At 54.0% G+C, this 18,921-nt stretch carries 18 protein-coding genes; 13 read left to right on the top strand and 5 right to left on the bottom strand.

Annotated elements, in window-relative coordinates; all coding sequences use genetic code 11:
* Nucleotides 1-318: 318 nt before the first annotated feature.
* Both PKO01S_RS29645 and PKO01S_RS22605 read right to left on the bottom strand, forming a co-directional pair.
* Nucleotides 319-447 (bottom strand): hypothetical protein, encoded by a 129-nt coding sequence (locus PKO01S_RS29645; protein ID WP_281278947.1) that lies wholly within the window; start codon nucleotides 445-447, stop codon nucleotides 319-321.
* 119 nt (nucleotides 448-566) lie between these two features.
* Complete coding sequence (locus PKO01S_RS22605; protein ID WP_127533709.1) at nucleotides 567-1,832, bottom strand: MFS transporter; 1,266 nt, start codon at nucleotides 1,830-1,832, stop codon at nucleotides 567-569.
* Nucleotides 1,833-2,018: 186 nt separating this feature from the next.
* Here PKO01S_RS22605 and PKO01S_RS22600 point away from each other — a divergent pair, with 186 nt between their 5' ends.
* The 12 genes from PKO01S_RS22600 to PKO01S_RS22545 all read left to right on the top strand — a co-directional run bounded on the left by PKO01S_RS22600 (nucleotide 2,019) and on the right by PKO01S_RS22545 (nucleotide 15,671).
* Nucleotides 2,019-2,465: a hypothetical protein gene (locus PKO01S_RS22600; RefSeq protein ID WP_246070689.1), complete on the top strand. Its 447-nt coding sequence runs from the start codon at nucleotides 2,019-2,021 to the stop codon at nucleotides 2,463-2,465.
* A gap of 98 nt (nucleotides 2,466-2,563) precedes the next feature.
* Complete coding sequence (locus PKO01S_RS22595; protein ID WP_127533708.1) at nucleotides 2,564-3,751, top strand: transglutaminase domain-containing protein; 1,188 nt, start codon at nucleotides 2,564-2,566, stop codon at nucleotides 3,749-3,751.
* A 110-nt stretch (nucleotides 3,752-3,861) separates the two neighbouring features.
* On the top strand, nucleotides 3,862-6,069 hold the full coding sequence (locus PKO01S_RS22590) for a peptidoglycan D,D-transpeptidase FtsI family protein (protein WP_127533707.1): 2,208 nt from the start codon (nucleotides 3,862-3,864) through the stop codon (nucleotides 6,067-6,069).
* A gap of 705 nt (nucleotides 6,070-6,774) precedes the next feature.
* Complete coding sequence (locus PKO01S_RS22585) at nucleotides 6,775-7,542, top strand: Cof-type HAD-IIB family hydrolase (RefSeq protein ID WP_127533706.1); 768 nt, start codon at nucleotides 6,775-6,777, stop codon at nucleotides 7,540-7,542.
* Complete coding sequence (locus PKO01S_RS22580) at nucleotides 7,542-8,027, top strand: DUF456 domain-containing protein (RefSeq protein WP_127533705.1); 486 nt, start codon at nucleotides 7,542-7,544, stop codon at nucleotides 8,025-8,027. The genes PKO01S_RS22585 and PKO01S_RS22580 overlap by 1 nt, the downstream gene beginning before the upstream one ends.
* A 27-nt stretch (nucleotides 8,028-8,054) precedes the next feature.
* Nucleotides 8,055-8,780: a ThuA domain-containing protein gene (locus PKO01S_RS22575; RefSeq protein ID WP_127533704.1), complete on the top strand. Its 726-nt coding sequence runs from the start codon at nucleotides 8,055-8,057 to the stop codon at nucleotides 8,778-8,780.
* 168 nt (nucleotides 8,781-8,948) lie between these two features.
* Entirely contained in the window at nucleotides 8,949-10,583 is a 1,635-nt protein-coding gene (locus PKO01S_RS22570) for a putative polysaccharide biosynthesis protein (RefSeq protein ID WP_127533703.1), read from the top strand.
* Between the two features lie 100 nt (nucleotides 10,584-10,683).
* On the top strand, nucleotides 10,684-12,291 hold the full coding sequence (locus PKO01S_RS22565) for a copper amine oxidase N-terminal domain-containing protein (RefSeq protein WP_127533702.1): 1,608 nt from the start codon (nucleotides 10,684-10,686) through the stop codon (nucleotides 12,289-12,291).
* Nucleotides 12,292-12,325: 34 nt separating this feature from the next.
* A complete protein-coding gene (locus PKO01S_RS22560; RefSeq protein ID WP_127533701.1) occupies nucleotides 12,326-12,670 on the top strand; it encodes a thioredoxin family protein in 345 nt (114 codons plus the stop codon).
* Between the two features lie 372 nt (nucleotides 12,671-13,042).
* Nucleotides 13,043-13,957, top strand: coding sequence for a COX15/CtaA family protein (locus PKO01S_RS22555; protein ID WP_164779712.1), 915 nt, complete (start codon nucleotides 13,043-13,045; stop codon nucleotides 13,955-13,957).
* Between the two features lie 195 nt (nucleotides 13,958-14,152).
* The gene (locus PKO01S_RS22550) at nucleotides 14,153-14,860 is read left to right on the top strand and encodes a Cthe_2314 family HEPN domain-containing protein (RefSeq protein ID WP_127533700.1); all 708 of its coding nucleotides are present in this window, start codon (nucleotides 14,153-14,155) and stop codon (nucleotides 14,858-14,860) included.
* Between the two features lie 28 nt (nucleotides 14,861-14,888).
* On the top strand, nucleotides 14,889-15,671 hold the full coding sequence (locus tag PKO01S_RS22545; RefSeq protein WP_127533699.1) for an SDR family oxidoreductase: 783 nt from the start codon (nucleotides 14,889-14,891) through the stop codon (nucleotides 15,669-15,671).
* An 81-nt stretch (nucleotides 15,672-15,752) separates the two neighbouring features.
* Here the strand turns inward: PKO01S_RS22545 and PKO01S_RS22540 are convergent, their stop codons facing one another.
* Complete coding sequence (locus tag PKO01S_RS22540; protein ID WP_127533698.1) at nucleotides 15,753-15,998, bottom strand: NifU family protein; 246 nt, start codon at nucleotides 15,996-15,998, stop codon at nucleotides 15,753-15,755.
* Nucleotides 15,999-16,153: 155 nt separating this feature from the next.
* Here PKO01S_RS22540 and PKO01S_RS22535 point away from each other — a divergent pair, with 155 nt between their 5' ends.
* Nucleotides 16,154-16,429, top strand: coding sequence for a YuzB family protein (locus PKO01S_RS22535; RefSeq protein WP_127533697.1), 276 nt, complete (start codon nucleotides 16,154-16,156; stop codon nucleotides 16,427-16,429).
* A 60-nt stretch (nucleotides 16,430-16,489) separates the two neighbouring features.
* Here the strand turns inward: PKO01S_RS22535 and PKO01S_RS22530 are convergent, their stop codons facing one another.
* Together PKO01S_RS22530 and mqnE are read right to left on the bottom strand one after the other, a co-directional pair.
* A complete protein-coding gene (locus PKO01S_RS22530; RefSeq protein WP_127533696.1) occupies nucleotides 16,490-17,557 on the bottom strand; it encodes an NAD(P)/FAD-dependent oxidoreductase in 1,068 nt (355 codons plus the stop codon).
* A 104-nt stretch (nucleotides 17,558-17,661) separates the two neighbouring features.
* Nucleotides 17,662-18,765 carry an aminofutalosine synthase MqnE gene (mqnE, locus tag PKO01S_RS22525; RefSeq protein WP_127533695.1) on the bottom strand — a complete coding sequence of 368 codons (1,104 nt, stop codon included), beginning with the start codon at nucleotides 18,763-18,765 and terminating at the stop codon, nucleotides 17,662-17,664.
* Nucleotides 18,766-18,921 lie beyond the last annotated feature (156 nt).

Here is an 18,921-nt window from a genome sequence, read left to right as displayed (position 1 = left end):
AACAAAGTGTGTCGTTAAAGCACCGCCGGAGCACCTGGAGATACGATAGCATAACAAAGTGTGTCGTTAGAGCGCCACCGGAGTAACTGGAGGGAAGATAGCATGACAAAGTGTGTCGTTAGAGCGCCGCTGGTGTGACTGGGGCGACGATAGCGTAACAAAGTGTGTTGTTATAGCGCCCCCGGAGCACCTGGAGATACGATAGCATAACAAAGTGTGTCGTTAGAGCGCCACCGGAGCTCGCCACAGCTCGCCGTTGCCAATTGCGTCTCAAACCAAAACAACCCGCTGCATAAGCAGCGGGTTGTTGAAGGGCTATTAGCAGAAACAGCCGGAGAACACGATCACGAGGAGGATGAACAGTACGAGAATAACGCCTGTGGACGTAAACAGTCCGCCAACGTGTCCGCCGCCACAGCCTTTGTGAACAGGATCTACATAGTTCATTTATATTGTCACCCCTTTACTGTTCTTGAAGGTCATGTGTACCGTGATGACGTCTGTCATTCCGTGACACAGTGTAGTGTATGTAAGCAGAGGGGGGATGCTTTGTGCGTATACCCAGATTACGAAAAATGGGTTCTTGTGGAGATGCGCCGCGGGCCGTGGAACGGCAATATCGCAGCTGCCGCCATGAGTGCAATGAACGCGAGGAAATAAGGCGATACGTTGTCCCGAAGGACGCCGGCAGCCATAGGTCCGATGAAAGCCCCGATGGAGTAGGCGATCGAGAGCAGAGAGAACGTCCTTCCGTAGCGCTCGCCTCCGCTTAGGTCGATCAGCAGGGAAGGGAGTGCCGGCAATATGATGCCTTTCGCCATTCCCAGCATGAACAGCATCGTAGCGAGCGGAAGCGGCACTCCAATGGCAAGCGCAAAATAAAGGATGGCCAACATGACGGCCCCCCACAACGTACGCAAGTACGGGGAGAAGCGGTTCAAGAAGAACATGCTGAGCGTGACGAGCGCACCGAAGCTGACGACGGAGAACAAGATGCCTGTCGTCATGATCGAGCTTCCGTTGTGGGCATCCGCCATTAGCGGCAGCTCGAAAGATAGAATGCCCTGCGCACAGCTTGTCGCCATCGGCAGGACGTAGACGAGCCATGGCAGCGAGCGGCCTGCCGGCATCAAGCCTTGCGCGGTTGATTTGCCGGATACGAGCTTGTCTGAGGGGCCGTAAGGATGATGAGCAGCAGAGTCTGGTTGGATGCCGCTGACCTGCTCCGTTTCACCGGTACCGCCTTTAGCGGTTTCTGTCTTATCTGTGTGCACCGCCCCTGCCTTGTTTTTCTCATGAATAAAAAATAGCGCGCAAACCGCCGTTGTAATAAGCAGCCAGCCGAGATATTCGAATGCGCGAGTGAATCCGATCTGGGCGACAAGCAGCGCCCCGGCAGCCGGGGAGAAAACCGACGCGAACGTGTGGACAAGGCCGTTGCCTGCCATTAGCTTGCCTTGTTGGATACGGTCGGACGTAATGCGCGCCAGCAGCGACATGCAGGCGGGGGAGAGGAACGCAAGTACGAAGCCGCTGACAGAACGCAGCGCGAGCAATTGCCACGGATTCGCGACATGCGCTTGGAGAAGAAGAATAATACCGGCGCACAGCAGACTTAAGACGATGAACAAACGGCTGCCGAACCGGTCGACGCCGATGCCAGCGATCAGATTGCCGGGCAGATGGGTGATCGAATAAATGCCCATCATGAGACCGATGAACGATGGGGCGGCCCCAAGAGAGACGGCGAACGGCGTCAAGATCGGGTACTGCGCATGCAGATCGAAAAAGGCGATGAACAAAAACAAATAAAGCCACACGGCTGTCTTCACACGTTTGCCCTCCTTCTGTACACTTGCGGGATGATCGCTCAATAATAACTTGTACGCGGCGGATGGACGGGTTATGACGCTTACGTAGTAAAGCGCGTTTACCAGCCGTCTTCCGTCGGGTATAATGGTTAATAGATTTTTTGAATTGAACGCATAGGCAAGGTATAATAAGGGGGATAACCAAACATGCTGCTTATGGATTTCAACTATGACACCGATACTTGGCAAACTTTTCTTCAAGACAACTGGCTCGTTCTCGCGCTAGCGCTGGTCGCTTTGTTAGTCGTAGTACGTATTGTGAAGACTTTCGTGAAGTGGGCGCTCGTTGCCGTTATCCTCGTCGGCGTCGTGATGTACAGCGGCTATACGCTGGATGACGTGAAATCGATCGGTACGAAAGTGACGGACAGCGTCAAGCAGGAAGCGATTGCCGCAATGGCGGGCGAAGCGAAGGATGCGACGTACACGGCGAACGACGATGGTTCGTTCACGGTGAAGACGAGCAATCTCGAACTGACGGGCAAACCGGGAGAAGCAGAAGTAGAAGTGAAGTTCCGGGGGACGAAGATCGGCTCGCTGAAGATCGACGATACGATTCGCACCTTGATCGACACGGCGAAGAGCAACAGTTAAAGAATCGACTATTCGATGGATCGGACGGCTGGTGCAGCCGTTGCCGCTCCTTCTGATCTCAATACCGCTCATAGAAGCATTCGAGAGGAGCGGATCGTATGTTATTATGGTTTCAAGGTATGACGGCGTTCGAGCCGGTAGCGCTAGCCGTGCTTGCGCTGCTGCTCGGATCGCTCGTACATGGGCTGGTCAAAGGCGCATCGGGCTCCGCGAAGCGTCTTTTCTTTTTTGTATGGGACGGCCTGCTCATGTTGGTCTGTATCGTTGCAGCATCGAAAGCTGCTGCGCTGCTGTCTCCTTCAGCGTCGAAGCTGCTTGGCGGTGTTCGTCCGCCGGATAAGGAAGTCGGCACATTAACACAGCTGTGGTATACGTTCGTGACGAGCTTCCGCGATTTCGCGTTGTTCCGCTACGGTGTGCTGCTGCTGATCTGTTATGCGGCCTTCCGCTGGCCGATCGCCTATTTAACGGCTCCGATCGAGCGGTTCGTGTACCGGATCGGATCCAGAAGCGGCAGAGGAAGTTCGGGGAGAGAAGAGGATAGGCCGGTCATACCGGGAAGCAGGCTGGCTAGCCGGGCAATCGGCGGGATGATCGGCGCATTTCACGGCGTGGTCCGGTCGCTTCTGCTCATCGCGGCGCTGTTCGTTTATACGACGTTGTCGCCAAGCGGACCTTTTACGGCGCAAATCCGGTCATCGGATGTGTATAACGAAGCTTCGGCCCGGCTTTTGGAGCCTGTTGCGGGCAAGCTGCTCGATGAACAAGGACCTGTGCTGACCAAGGCGGTCGGAGATGAGCTGCAGCGCATCCTGAAGAGACAGTACGAGATTGCCGATTATGCGATCCCGGACGATATAGCGAACGCTGCATTGACGGTAACGAAGGATGCGCAGTCGGATGAAGAGAAAGCACGTGCGTTGTATCGCTGGGTCGGAACGCGTATCGCTTACGATTGGGATAAGGCGCGGAATTACGAGCAGCGGGGCATTTGGAAAGAGCAGACGCCGGAGGATACGTTCGAAACCCGGCTTGGCGTGTGCATTGATGTTGCAAGGCTGTACGCGGTAATGGCGAGAGCGTCGGGCTTGCAGGTACGCGTCGTGACCGGCCAAGGCGGCACGGCCGCAGGCGGGTATGGACCTCATGCGTGGAATGAGGTGCAAATCGGCGGCGGCAACGGCAGCCCGGTATGGGTTCCGCTTGACGCGACGTGGGCGATGTCGGGCGATTGGTTTAATCCGCCGAACTTCGAGAAGACGCATATTGCAGACAGCGAGGCATAAATAGTAGGGGCGGCTGGGAAACTTTTTACCGGCGTTGCTCGTTAAGATAGAAGTGATCAATGGATCGGAATGCAGCCTGGACGCTGCAACAAGTGGGAGGAGATAGACAGGTGACGGAAGATCAGCAGAAGCGCGAAATCGTTAACCGCAGACATTTTTCGTTTCGGCTCAACGCATTCTTTTTTGCAATCTTTTTATTGTTCAGCATCCTAATTATTCGGCTGGCTATTCTTCAATTCGTAGAAGGTCCAACGCTGAAAGCAGAAGAAAACAAAATCAGCTCGACGAAAGTCAAACTCCCGCCGATTCGGGGCAACATTCTCGATTCGACCGGTTATCCGATCGCTTACTCGACATCGACGCAATCTCTCTATTACAAGCTCGATCCGGATATTCGGAAGAAACTGAAGGGGAAGACGGCGAAGGAGCAGCAGAAAGAGATTGAAGAGCGGATGCGCCCGTTCGCAGAGCAGCTTTCTTCGATTTTTGCCCAATTCGGTGATTCTGCCAAGCAGATGACAGCCGACGATGTGCTGCGTCAGCTCGATCTCGGATTTAAGAAAAATACAATTTCGACGCCGCGCCGGATCAAGTCCGATCTGACGAACGAAGAAATCGCTTATTTTATGGAAAACCGCAACTTATTTGACGGAATCGACATTATCGAGGAGAGCGTACGCCACTATGATACGGGTTCGATTGCGGTACAGCTCGTCGGTTATTTGAAGAAGTTCAACTCTGCTGTGAACTCGCTTGACTTCTACGCGGAGAAGAAGGAAGAGACCAAAGATTCGAAGCTCGAATATTTGGATCAGGAAGACGTCGGTATGGACGGCATCGAGCTCATGTATCAGGATGAGCTGCGGGGCAAGAACGGGTTGAAGGTATATCCGGTCAACGCCTTGAGCAAAATTATCGGCCCGCCGACGATTACGAATCCCGAGAAAGGGAACGACCTGTATCTGACGATTAATAAAGACGTACAGCTTAAGACAGAGCAGGCGATTACCGACCATCTCGCTTATTTGAAGACGAGTCCGGACATTCTGAAGGCGAATCAGAAGCCGAAGACGGGCTACGCCGTCGCGATGGAAGTTAATACAGGCAAAGTTGTTGCGATGGCGAGTATGCCGGACTACAATCCGAACATTTGGTCCGGGGGTAAGATTAGTCCCGAGGACTATGATAACAGTATCTACATGCTGAAGAACGGCACGATCCGAGAGGTGCTTGCGCCGTATGAAGATGAGAAGGAAGCGGGACGCCATGCGCCGTCGCTCGTCATGCTCGGTTCGACGCAGAAGCCGTTGTCCATCCTCGTCGGCTTGAACGAAGGCTTGTTCACGACGACGTCGACCTATAATGATAACGGTGTATTCTACTTCGGCCGCGAAGGAAGCAAGGTCAGAATCGGCAATGCCTTGAACCACGCCTACGGCAGACTGGACCCTGCTCTTGCTATCGGCAAATCGTCCAACCCGTTCATGGCGGCAATGGTCGGCCAGAAAATGTACGAGAAATACAAAGGTCCCAAAGGCGTCGATACGTGGGACCGTTACATGAAAGAATTTGGACTTGGGATCAAAACGGGCAGCGACCTGCCATTCGAGTCGGAAGGCATCGTGGAGTATTACCACGAGGCGCAGACGGCGAGCGCGCAGTCGGCGCTTATCCGTTCATCGTTCGGCCAGCAGGCGCGTTATACCGTGCTTCAGCTTGCGCAGTATACGGCTGCTCTGGCGAATCAAGGCAAGCGGATGAAGCCGCAGTTCATCGACAAGATCGTCACATCCGACGGCCAACTCGTTCAAGGCTTTAAGCCAGAGGTGCTCAATACAATCGATATTCCTAAAGAGTATTGGGAAGAAGTGAAGCGCGGCATGGAGCTCGTTAACGTAGACGTAGCTTTCGCCGGCGTAAATTACACGTATGCGAGTAAAACGGGTACGTCGCAGCAATCCGTCGGCGGCAAGACGGTCGATAACGCGGTGTTTATCGCGTACGCTCCTGCTGATAATCCGGTGCTTGCGGTTGCGGTCGTCGTACCGGAAGGCGGATTCGGCGCGAAGGGTGCAGCACCGATCGCCCGCAAAATTTTCGACGCGTACGACGATGAGATCGGCTTGAATGGCACACCGCGCCACCCATCGACGCCGCCGGCTAATACGGCAGGAAATCAGATGGGCGCTGGCACGAATGCCAACGCGGGTGCGAATGCCAACGCAGGTGCGAATGCCAATTCGGGCACTGGTACTGACAACGCGGCGAATGGCGCTGCGGCCGGCGGTAACGGCGCAGCGAACGACAATGTAGATTAATGTAAAGTAACGATGACTGAGCCGTTTTTTGTTCCTTGTAAAGGAACAAAAAACGGCTTATTTGTTTGCCACGGCTTGGATCGGGTGAGAAGAGCAGGGACTGCATAACACGACCAAAAATTTTGCACCAAGGAAACTCTTTTGCATATCATAAACAAGAAGGCGAACTGTTCGGGCAGTCCGTGAAGAATAGATTTTATTTCTCGTTAAGCAGGGGAGGGGATGTGCGATGAGAAACAATCGGGCGAAAATGAACGGGGCAGTCAAAAGATGGATCATGACGGTGCTGTACCTCGGCCTAGCGGTTGCGATGTTCGGCGTGTGAGGAGTCTCGAGCCAAAATGCAATATAAATGCACCAATGTGAGGGAGAGCACAACGAGGTGATCCCCGCTATAATCAGATTGAACGTATAGCAAAGAAGACAACTGAAGATGCAGTTACCGGGTTTGGCGGAAAGCCGAGGCCGGTTTGTCCCTATTAATGCAAACGTTTGCGCGATGTGCGTGAGCGGCGTTGCGCGAGCAAAGCTTCAAGTGTTCCCGACTAAGGTCGGGCCATCCCGCCGGCTTCGGCATGTAGGTAGCCAAGATGAAATATGCTACAATATCGGAAAACAGAAATCGGTGCGGCAGCAAGCATCCCGCCGAGCGCGGGTGTCACGAACACCACAGGTGCATTCTGCCGATAGGGGAGGCCATACGGGATGGGTACATACAAGCTAGTTGCATTGGATATGGACGGTACGCTGCTCAATGATCTGCAGGAAGTCAGCGAGACGAACCGCCGATGGATTCAGAAAGCGATGGAGGCAGGCGTCATTGTCTGTTTCTCCACGGGGCGCGGGTTTCGGAGCGCGCTCCCTTATGCGGAACAGCTGGGACTGATGAACGTTCCGATGATTACAGTGAACGGCAGCGAGATTTGGTCGCGGCCGCATGTGCTGCACAGACGCACGCTTGTCGATCCGGAGACGATCAAACGGATGCATCGGCTGGCGCTGCAGCATCCGGAAGTATGGTACTGGGCGTACTCGACAGATGCGGTGTACAACAAGGAGACTTGGATTCAGCCGGCCGACCGTTACGCCGATCATCATTGGCTGAAATTCGGTTATTACACAGAGGACGATAAGGCGCGCGAAGCGATCCTCAAGGAAGTGTCCTCCTGGGGCAATCTTGAGATCACGAACTCTTCGCCTTGGAATCTGGAAATGAATCCGCTCGGCATTACGAAAGCATCTGCGCTTCGCGAGCTGTGCACGATGCTGAAGATCGATATGTCGGAGACGGTAGCCGTCGGCGACAGTCTGAACGACATCGCAGCGATCCGCGAAGCGGGACTGGGCGTGGCGATGGGCAATGCGCAGGACGAGGTGAAGCGTGCGGCGAACGCGGTTACGTTCACGAACCAAGAGCATGGCGTCGCTGAGGTGCTGCGCAAATATGTGCTGAAAGCGAAGGGGGCGCTGTAATGCTTGAAATTATCGGCTGGATTATTATCGCCGTGCTGTTCCTCGTCGGGATGGCTGGAGCGGTATATCCGATTCTGCCGGGTGTCGTGGCGATCTATGCTGCATTTTTCGTATACGGCCTCTGCATCAGCTTCTCGCCGTTCGGATTCTGGTTCTGGACGATTCAGACCGTCATCTTAATCGTGCTGTTCATAGCCGATTACGCGGTCAATGCCTGGGGCGTCAAAAAGTTCGGAGGCTCGCGGGCTTCCGTCATTGGCAGCACGATCGGCGTCATTATCGGTCCGTTCGTTATTCCGGCTTTCGGTCTTATTCTCGGTCCATTCTTAGGCGCGGTTATCGGTGAAATGTTTTTCGCTAATTCCAATTTCGAGAAGTCGATGAAGGTCGGCCTCGGATCGGTCGTCGGCTTATTCACGAGCACCGTCGCCAAATTCGTCTTGCAGTTGCTGATGATCGTCTTGTTCTTCATTTGGCTTCTTTAAATCATCCTATCGAGGAGTTGGAGACGAATGGTGAAAGTAACGGTATGGAATGAGTATTTGCATGAGCACGTCCATGAGGAGGTGCGCCGCGTCTATCCAGACGGCATCCATCAGGCAATCGCCAGCGGCATTAGCGGCGGGAACGTACAGGTCCGGACGGCAACGTTGGAGCAGCCGGAGCACGGATTGACGCAAGAGGTTCTTGCAGAGACGGACGTTCTGATCTGGTGGGGACATATGGGCCATGACCGGGTGGAGGATGCGATCGTCGAACGTGTGCACGCGAGAGTGATGGAGGGCATGGGGCTGATCGTGCTGCATTCCGGACATTTCTCGAAAATTTTCAAAAAGCTGATGGGCACCGGATGTGATCTAAAATGGCGCGAAGCAGGCGAGAAGGAGCGTATCTGGGTCGTTAATCCGGCGCATCCGATCGCGGCTGGTCTGCCGGAGTATATTACACTCGAGCATGAGGAAATGTACGGCGAGCATTTCGATATCCCGGCGCCGGACGAGCTTGTCTTCATCAGCTGGTTCGAGGGCGGCGAAGTGTTCCGGAGCGGCTGTACCTTCTACAGGGGACAAGGAAAAATCTTCTACTTCCGTCCGGGCCACGAGACGTATCCGACCTACTATAACCCGCAGGTGCTGCAGGTGCTCAAGAACGCTGTGCAGTGGGCGGCTCCGTCCGGAGCGGGGAAGCCGGTGCGCGGCAATCATCAACCGCTTGAACCGATTGGCGGCAAGGCGTAAAATAAAATAACGGTGTACAATCAGAAGCGGGCGGCACGATCGCCCCGGACTTCCGGCTGCTCTAGCCGGAGGGGCCGGGATGATCGTGCCGTTTTTTGGAGTTGGCATACAAGTAATGCAACAATGCATGCTGGCGAATGTAACGACGGAGAGGACGAAGCTTAGATTATGCTTAAGAAGGACTCATTAATTAAAGGTACGATCATTCTAGCCGTAGCTGCGTTGGCTGCGCGCGTGCTCGGTATTTTCCAGCGGGTGCCGCTCGATTATATGATGGGCTCAGGAGGCGGCGCGGCACTTGGCCTAGCGAATAACGTTTATCTATGGCTGCTCGTCATCGCAACCGGCGGACTGCCGAGCGCAATCAGCAAGATGGTATCCGAACGGCATGCGCTCGGCAAGGCGGGCGAAGCGCAGCGCATCTATAAGGCGGCGCTGCTGTTCGGCATCGTGACAGGCGTCATTATGGCACTTGTGCTGTTCGTTGCGGCCCCATGGTACAGCTCCCACGTGGCCCGCATTCCGCTCGCGGATGCGTCCATTCAGGCGATTGCGCCTGCGCTGCTGCTGTTCCCGACGATTGCGATGATGCGCGGCTATTTCCAAGGCCGGCAGTTGATGTCCGCAGGCGGCATCTCCCAGATTATCGAGCAAATATTGCGTGTCCTGTTCGGCGTCGGTCTCGCACTTGCGGTCGTATCCGCGGGATGGGGCGACCGCTGGATTGCGGCTGCGGCTTCCTTCGGCAGCGTGATCGGGGGAGTCGGAGCGCTTGCCGTCATGATGTGGTACGGCCGCAAGCTGAACATGCAGGACTCGGCGGAGGTTAAGGCGGGAAGACTGCGGTTTGAACGGTCCACACTTCCGTTCCGCTCGATTTACCGCGAAATCTTTACGATGTCGCTGCCGATCGTGGTGACAGCGATGACCGTTAACTTGGTGTACATGTTCGATAATTCGTTTCTCGTTCGGTTGAGCGGCAGTTTCTATTCCGGACTGGAAGCTGAACAGGTGCTTGATGCGTTCGGTTTGAAGGCGATCTCGGTCGCGGGCATTCCGCCGATACTGGCTATTGCACTGAGCTCATCGATTATTCCGGTCATCTCATCCGCCTTCTCGACGCGCAATATGGACGAGGTGCAGCGGCAGTCGTCGCTCGTGATGCGGATTGTCGTATTTACCGGCGTGCCGGCCGCGCTTGTGCTGACCGTTGCGGCCCAATCGGTGACCGGTTTGCTCTTCGAGGATGTAAAGGGCGGCGGTATCGTTGCGGCGCTGACCGCAGGGACGATCTTCCAAATCTCGATGATGACCAGTAATTCGATTCTATACGGCCTCGGCAAGCCGAGAACGCCAATGTACAACACGCTGATCGGATTGGCTGTACTTGTGCTGGGAAGCATTATTCTCGGGCCGGTGCTTGGCATGTATGGATTCATTATCGCTTCGACGCTGTGCTTCATGATCGTCACGGTGCTCAATCTGCGTTCGATCCGGCAGATTGTTCCGCTGCAGACGCTCGGCAGACGGTGGACGGGTTATATCGTAACGGTAGCCGTAACGGCTGCAGCCGGCTTCGGCGCCGAATACGGCGTTCGCACGCTGCTGCTGGACGCACTTCCGGATAAGCTTGTTTATTTGCTCGGCTGTATCGCTTCCGGCGCGGCAGCCGGTGTGCTCTATCTCGTGCTGCTCGTGCTGCTGCGCGTCGTCCAGCCGTCGGACGTTCGTTCGTTCCCGGCGCCGCTGCGCAAGCTGTTCGGTCCGCTCATGCGTCTGGCGCCTGCTGCTAGCCGCGGTTAATTTTGGCTAAAATAATGCTTTAACATCAGCTCAAGTCTTCCTATTCATGGTAGAATGGGATTGAATTTATGAGAGTTGCCTATCATGGGAGGAGCGTCTGATGTTGAAGGGGATCAAGCGGTTCAAACGAACGTATTTAGTATTGCTTGCGGCAGTCGTCGTGATCATAGCGGGCTGTCAGGCAGTGGCAGGCGTGGATCTGAACAAAATGTTGCTGAACAGCCTGAAGGTACAGTCGGCTGAAAGCAAACAGTCGGTTGAACTTAAGCTATTGTGGGATGAACAAGCGCTTGCGGACGATGAAGATCTGTCCGAGGGCGGACAAGAATTGATCTCGATGCTGTCGAATGTGAAGCTGCAGATTAACGAGATGAAATTAAGAGACAATGACCATATGTCGGTCAAGGGCGATTTGTCGCTTGGCAGCCGTTCATTCGGTTTCGGCATGGTGGTCGATGGCGAGACTTCGCTTATGACGCTCGAAGGAGCGAAACAGCCGTTCTTGCTCGACATGAGCGGTGCGAGCGCACTTGAAACCCTCGGCCTTGGCCTTACGGACGAGGACGGCGCTAGTCCGGTCACGGAGCAGACGATTACAGAGGTTGGGCGCCAGTTGATCGACCATGTCGGCGGTTACTTGGTCGGCACGATGCCGAATCCGGAAGGGCTGTCGGTAGATCCGCTCGCGCAAACGACGGTGAACGGCGAGTCCATGACGCTTGCGCATGTCAGCGTTAAGCTGGATGCGGAGCAAATGTGGAACTGGGTGAAGGATTACGTTGGCAAGCTGCAGAACGACCGCGAAGGACTGCGGAAGACGATGGTCGGGCTCGTCGATATCGTCCTCGCCGATCCGAGCTTGAAACAAGCGATTGAAGCGTCGGAGGAGGGCGGAAATATCCGGCCAACCGATGAGGAAATCGATGAGATTATCGACGAAATGATCGACGGCTTGGCATCTTTCAGCGATTCGATGAAGGAACAGGAGCAAGCCGATGACTTCGCTGCGATCGTGAACAAGAACAGCTTCGCACAAGCGGATCTGTACGTTGACTCGAAGCTCGATATTCGCAAATCGTCCCTCGACTTGCAGTTCAAGTCTGACAGGAAGGCGCTGGCAAGCGAAGACGAAGAAGAACTTCCGCCGATCGAAGGGCTGTCGCTGTCGATCAAGTCGGAAATGTGGAATATTAACGGTGACGTCGCAGTCGACAAGGTTGGCGACGATCAGAAGAAATCCGCTGTAGAGCTGGAATCGCTCGAAAATCTGCAAGGCTACGAAGTGCTGCGGATGTTCGACCCGGCGTCCGACGTATACAGCCTGCTGGACCAAGAGCTGCATATCGGACGCCAAGAAGTTATTGTCGGCCTGTACAGCAATCAACCAGCGATCATTACGCCTTCCGGCGTTACGCTTGTACCGTTAAGAAGAGTCGCATCGGAACTTGGCGCGAGCATCAAGCTGGATCTCGACCGGATCAAATTGAATGACGGTGCGACCGGCACGTCGATTACGTTGAAGAAGGGAAGCAGCCAAGCGACCGTGAACGGCAAAACGGTGAAGTGGTCGTTCCCAACGACGACGATCGATAATGCGGTCTATGTACCGGCCCGTGATTTAGCGAAGGCACTCGGTGCTTCCGTACGCTGGGAGACATTCGATACGAATGAGAAGCTGTGGCTGGAAATTACTCGGGAAGTCCATTAAGTTCAAGGAAGTTAAACGCTAGGAGGAGTACAACATGAGAGTCATTACAACAGACGAACAGTTCCGTGAGGCAGCCGCAGGCGAGCTTACGATTGCGATCTTCAAGACGACATGGTGCAAAGACTGCCATTTTATCGATCCGTTCATGCCAGAGGTAGAAGCGGCTTACGCGGACCGGTTGCAGTTCGTTCAGATCGACCGCGACGATCTTCCTGATCTGTGCAGCGAGCTGAACATTCTGGGCATTCCGAGCTTCATCGCGTTCAAGAACGGTCAAGAGGTTATCCGATTCGTCAGCAAGCTGCGCAAGACGCGTGACGAGATCGAGACGTTCTTGGACCGCGCGGTGGAAGTAGCTGCGGCGCTGCCGCAAGCTTAAACCACGACGATTCAAGGCAGCCTGTCCTAGAAGCATGAATGATTGCCGCAGAGCAGCGCGCCGCTGTTAGGCGCGAGCAGAGCGGATTGAGCGGAGAAGTGATTCTCTGCTCAATCCGCTTTTTGTATTTCAGCGGATGGTGCGCAGCAGGTGCTGGTTCATAAGTATTTTGCCGTTCGTTTGGGATCGGAGGCAAAGGCGAATGCTAATGAAAGTGAACGTGGTTGTCAAGGAAGTGTGCCATTTTCGACATAGCTTTCAATAGGTCATAAGGCTATAATGAATGTAATTATTTCAAGCCTTTCGAGCCTCATCATGTGCTTGAATCGAAGCATGAATGGCTTACAATATTACGAAACTAGGTGATTCATTGTGATCTCGGGACGTTATCGTGCGCTAGCCGTCGCTTCCTGTATCGTTATGCTTCTCGTGTTGCTGGCGGGCGCGCTTGTCACGAATACCGAATCCGGACGCGGATGCGGCGATGATTGGCCGCTGTGCAATGGCAAATTTGTTCCCGCTTATACGGTGGAGTCGTTAATCGAATATTCACACCGGGCAATCAGCGGCTTGGCTGGCATACTGACGTTGGCTGCCTTCCTCTATTCGCTGATATATAAGCGTTATAAAGAGCAGCTCGTGTACGCCAGCTCCGCTCTTGCGCTGACGGTCGTACAAGCATTAATGGGGGCTGCTGCGGTATTATGGCCGCAATCGCCAGCCGTCATGGCTATTCATTTCGGCATATCGCTGCTCGCCTTTGCGTCTACCCTGCTGCTGGTCGTCTGGCTGAGAAGGTTCGGCCGCGGAGAAGTGCGCAAGGCGAATACGCCGGTGCCAAAACGCTTCTACGGTCTGCTTTTGTTTACGGCAATCTACAGTTATATCGTCGTCTATTTAGGTGCTTATATCCGGCATACGGATTCGTCCGGAGGATGTATCGGATGGCCGCTGTGCAACGGACAAGTCGTTCCCGATCTGGAAGGCGCTACGCTCGCCGTATTCATTCACCGGGTTGCAGCTGCTATTCTGTTCTTCATTATCTTGTACGTGTTCGTGACGATCCGCAGAAGCGGAGCGGGAGGCGAGCCTCTGCGCGTCTCCAGCGCATGGGCGCTGACGCTCGTTGCGGCTCAAGTGCTGAGCGGTGCATGGCTCACCCTTACGCTGACCAACGAAAACATGTTCATCTTTACCAGTCTGCTTCATAACCTCATTATCGCCGGCTTGTTCACGATGCTGCTCGATATGGTCATAAGGAGCCGGAGCTTGAGCGAAGGCCGATAGTTGGACAAGCACAAATGACGGGATGCTGATTCCGTCTCAAATAGCTAAATATTGCATTCTGATCCTTGCAGAGAATGGAATATTTATGCGTATAATAGAAGCATACAAGTTGACGCCGCCGACACCTAGAGTGAAGGCGGCGTTTCTTCCACTTTGTACTCGCCTACGTACGACGACGACGGAAGGAGCAGGCTGATGCTGAGAATGTTGTTTGGCGAACCGCCCCGCATGCCGGACGGCAAGCTGGCGGAAGCGATCCAAGAGATGTGGCAATTCGTCGAGATTGTGAACCAGCGAATCCGGGACGACAGCGGACCTGAGCGCAAGCTTAGAACGTACGAGATATGGACACGCGGAATTATCGGTTCAATCGACGAGATGGAGCAAAGCTGCTATGCAGCAGAGAAATTCGCGGAGCGGATTCATCATACAGCGGTCGGCGCAATGTCGTATGAGGAACAGCTGGATTATCACCGGTATGTGTACTACGACAAGAACGGATTCATCCGCATGTTCGCGCTGCTCGACAAGCTGGGAACGCTGCTGAACGATGTGCTGTCGCTTGACACGGAACGCATGAAGCCGCATTTCTCGTATTTTACCGTGCTTCGCAATATGCGCCTAAACCGGAAGCATCCGGCGCTTGGGAACCTGCTGGACGAGGTTAAAGAACGGTATAAGGAGCCGATGAACCGGCTGCGGTCGAGGCGCAACGTCGAAATCCATCATATGAATTCGGAGCTGCAGGACGATTTGACCCAGATGGATCAACAGCACCGGGAAGATCCGCTTCTCGAGAATATCGCCGGCCAAGTAGACGATCTTCGGCTCGGACTAGCGCTTGTGCTTGAAGCGCTCACGTTGTCTTATCGCTATTGCTGCGAAAGATGGAGTGCCCGTTAAACGAAAACGTTCGGGGGAGGAACGCTTCTTGGAGCTTAAGGGCAGGACGGCACTTATTACGGGCAGCGCCAAAGGGCTTGGCAAACGAGCTGCAATGGAACTGGCACGCCAAGGCTGCAGCATAGTCCTCAACTACAACACCAGCGAGCGGGAAGCCAGAGCATTACAAGAGGAGCTGCGGCAGTTCGGCGTGCGCACGGAAGCGATTCAAGCCGATATTACGATCCCGGATGAAACAGAGCGGCTTGCCGAAGAGGCAGAGGCTTGGGCAGGCGGAATCGATATTCTCATTAATAATGCCGGTCCGTTCATTCGGGAAAGACGTCTGTTCGGCGAATACGATCGGAATGAAATTACAGCTTTAGTGAATGGCAATTTGCTCAGCGTAATGCTGCTCGATCATCGGCTGCTGTCAGGCATGAGGGCAAGAGGGTGGGGGCGAATCATTCATTTCGGCTTCGGGCATGCGGGCGAGGCTCGTTCGTGGCCGCACCGGGCTGTATACGCAGCTGCGAAAACGGGACTCGTGTCGTTCACGAAGACGCTGGCAGCCGAAGAGGCGGCCTATGGCATTACGGTCAATATGATTTGTCCAGGCGACATTCGAGGTGTGAACAAGGAGCGTTCGATCGAGGAAGCAATAACGGACGGGGAATGCGAACTGCCGCTTGGCAGGCCGGGAACGGGCGAAGATGTATCGCGTGTCATCGCGTTTCTATGCCATTCCCGTTCGGATTACTTGACCGGCAACCTGATCGATGTGAACGGCGGATTCGACCCGATCGTGAGCAAGATTAACCGGATCATATAAAAAAAGAGTCTTGTCATCGAACCGGCAATCAATGCCGACCGTGACAAGACTCTTCGCTTTAGCAAGAATGCTTAAGGGCGATTAGAATACTTGAACAACCTCTTGGATGCCCTCAACCTCTTCAAGCAGTGCGCGTTCGATACCGGCTTTCAACGTAATCGTCGAGCTCGGGCAGCTGCCGCATGCGCCTACGAGGCGAAGCTTAACGATGCCGTCCTCTACGTCTACCAGTTCTACGTCACCGCCGTCGCGTTGCAGGAACGGACGCAGTTTATCGAGTACGTCCAATACTTCATCGTATTGTGTCGATTGGTTGGTTTCGCTCATTGCAATCAACTCCTTTCTCCCCTATTATAGTACAAAGCGATTGAATTGAAAATGGACTCGAGAGATCCGGAACAATGCATTACGCTTAATCAGTTCCGTTATAGCTTCTGTGAATTCATTGCCCCTTATACGCGCACATTCGGAGGTAACCTTATATGCTTAAACCGATCGTCGAGTTTTGCGCCAGCAACATGCATCATGGTACGGACAAGATCATGAAGAAGCTGGAGCAGGACCCCGATTACGAAGTAATTGAATACGGCTGTCTTGGCAACTGCGGCGAATGTTATTTGTTCCCGTTCGCACTTGTAGACGGTGAGATTGTGGCAGCTGAAACGGCCGAGAAGCTGTATGATGAAATTGTCAAAATAACGGGCGAGCAGAGAGAACAGCGCGAAGCGCTCGATAAGCTGCTCGACGATATGGATTAAGAAACGCCTGTGCCCGAAGCTGCTGACAGCTCCAAGCACAGGCGTTTCTTATGACGGGAATTAGCCGATATGATGCTTTGATTTCCACAATACACCGGTTTTCAGAAGGCGGGGAACTCGTCCCATCAGGGCGGTCTTGCCCATGAGGCCGAATCCGGCTTTCTTGCCGAGGGAACCGAGCATGCCCTTCAGCTTGATCTTGCCGAGCTTCGGCGTCTTGCCTGCCCAGATTGCACTCAGCACTTCAGCGACCTGTTTGCCTTGAGCCCCTGCGGCTTGACCGCTCGGTGCATAAGGCAGGGAGGCGCAGTCGCCGACGATGTAGACGTTCGTGTGCTGCGGCAGTTGGTGGAACTCATTAATGATCAGACGGCCGGAATTATCCTTCGGCAAATCCATCCGCTGCACCAGCTCGACCGGTTGAATGCCGGCTGTCCATACAGTAACGTCCGTGTAGATCGGCTTCGGCGATTCTTCGTCGTACAGAATCCCTTCTTCCACGCGTCCGAGATGGACATGTCCGATCATCTCGACGTCATGCTCGCGGAACCAATCTGCGACATACGATTGCAGCTTGGCCGGGAACGCGGACAGAATGCTTGGTCCGCGGTCGAGGATACGAATGTTCAGATCCGCACGGCTCTCGCGCAGCTCCGCCGCTACCTCGACACCGCTAAGTCCTCCGCCGACGATCGTGACTTGCCCTTGCGGTTTCACGTCGTTCAAGCGTTGATACGTTTGGCGCGTAGCCGAGAACGTCTGGATCGTGGACGAATATTGGTCCGCGCCAATTATGCCGTGAAACTTGTCGGTACAACCGAGCGCAATAACGAGGTAATCGAAAGGCAGCTCGTTCTGGCCTTCCATAATGACAACCTGCCGCTCGAAGTCGACTTCGAGCACCTCGCCATACATAAGGAGCAGCCTCGAATCGCTTGGGAAAGCGACTCGCAGCTCGAGATCGCTGACAGTACCGGCAGCTAGAGCATAATACTCCGTCTTTAATCCTTGGAACGGCATTCGGTCAATCAAGGTAACGATCGTATCACTTGGAATGCCTTGATCAATAAGTTCGTTCGCGACAGCCTGACCGCCGTAGCCGCCGCCCAAAATAATAACTCGTTTCATCGATAACACCCATTCCCATGTCCCGATTTATGATGATAGTGTGTCCTGTATGTCAGGAGCCCATGAATGCCATCAATCGGGTATTACTTATTGTTTCGGCAATGCTATTCGTAAACTTTAATCTCGTTGTACAGCGTATCGCGTTCGACCGGAATGCGGCCCGCGCCTTTCACCAGCCAGATCAACTCGTCGCGCGTAATGCCTTCCGGCGTCAATGCGCCTGCAGCGTGGCTGATTCGCTCTTTCACCATCGTGCCGTGAACGTCATTCGCACCCATCGCCAGCGCTACTTGCGTCAGTTGCAGGCCGATGTTAATGAAGTAGGCTTTGATGTGCTGGAAGTTGTCGAGCATCAGACGGCTGATCGCGATCGTCTTCAAGTCCTCGAATGCCGAGTTGCGGCGCTTAATGCTCGCTTTCGGGCTGATCGGCTGCATGGACAGCGGAATAAAGACGAGGAATCCGTTCGTCTCGTCTTGCAGCTCGCGAATATGCAGCATATGGTTGATGCGGTCTTCCTTGCTCTCGACCGAGCCGTACAGCATCGTCGTGTGCGTCTTCAGGCCAAGATTATGAGCCGCGCGGTGCACTTGCAAATATTGGCTGACGTCGGCTTTTGTGACTTTCATTTTTTTACGGTAATGATCGGACAAAATCTCAGCGCCGCCGCCAGTGAGCGAGGCAAGACCTGCCTTCATCAGTTCTTGAAGCACCTCGGTGTAGGAGAGACCGCTGATGCGGGAGAAGAAATCGATCTCTGCTGCCGTATAGGCTTTCAGCGTAACTTCCGGGTAACGCTCCTTCAGCGCTTTGAGCGAATCAACATAATATTGGAAAGGCACGTTCGGATTATGGCCGCCGACGATATGGAATTCGCGCACGCCAGGGTGGAAGTGCTGGTCGACATACTCGATCATCTGTTGGCCGGACAGGGTATAAGCGCCTTCTTGCCCTTCGTCCTTACGGAAGTTGCAGAATGCGCAGTGCGCTTCGCAGACATTCGTAAAGTACAAGCTCATATTCTCGATAAAATAAACCTTGCGGCCGTTCTTGCGCATATTCACTTCATTCGCGAGCTGGCCAATGGTCAGAATGTCGTCCGATTGATAGAGGAATACGCCATCCTCCAGCGTGAGACGTTCTCCATTGTGCACTTTCTCGGCGATTTCCTGCATCCGTTTCTGTTCAGTCGGGATGGCAACGTTCATTATCGTGTCCTCGCTTTCCGTTGCTGTGGTCAATATTGTGAAAAAAGGTACATAAGCAACCCTTGCAAATTAACTCTAATCATTATAAACCTCACGAAGAAGAGCGGCAACAAGAAAAGTCAGCTAGATGACATGGACATGTCATGACAGCGGATT

It is taken from the genome of Paenibacillus kobensis NBRC 15729 (assembly GCF_004000825.1).
GTDB lineage: Bacteria > Bacillota > Bacilli > Paenibacillales > Paenibacillaceae > Paenibacillus_T > Paenibacillus_T kobensis.
The sequence above is the reverse complement of the archived record's forward strand: the minus strand, read 5'-3'. Positions and strand labels throughout refer to the sequence as shown.